The 220-nt window shown below is 37.7% G+C and carries 1 tRNA gene; it reads left to right on the top strand.

What is annotated here, in order from left to right:
• Positions 1-67: 67 nt before the first annotated feature.
• Positions 68-143: transfer RNA gene (locus AB4503_RS25675), tRNA-Asn, on the top strand.
• Positions 144-220 lie beyond the last annotated feature (77 nt).

Below are 220 nucleotides of genomic sequence, written 5' to 3'. Positions count from 1 at the left end.
TCGAGGCACCATTATTTGGTACTTAACAAATAATGGTCTTTATAGACCTGATGTTGAGACAAGTAATTCCCCTTTAGTTCAGTTGGTAGAACGGCGGACTGTTAATCCGTATGTCGCAAGTTCAAGTCTTGCAAGGGGAGCCATTTTTAAAGGACTTCATTTTATATGAGGTTTTAATTGAAGAGTTTAACTCTTTAAGCAAAGAATTTAGTGTGCCGAC

Source organism: Vibrio sp. 10N.222.55.B11, assembly GCF_041473705.1.
GTDB lineage: Bacteria > Pseudomonadota > Gammaproteobacteria > Enterobacterales > Vibrionaceae > Vibrio > Vibrio crassostreae_C.
This window is presented reverse-complemented; position numbering and strand designations above follow the sequence as displayed.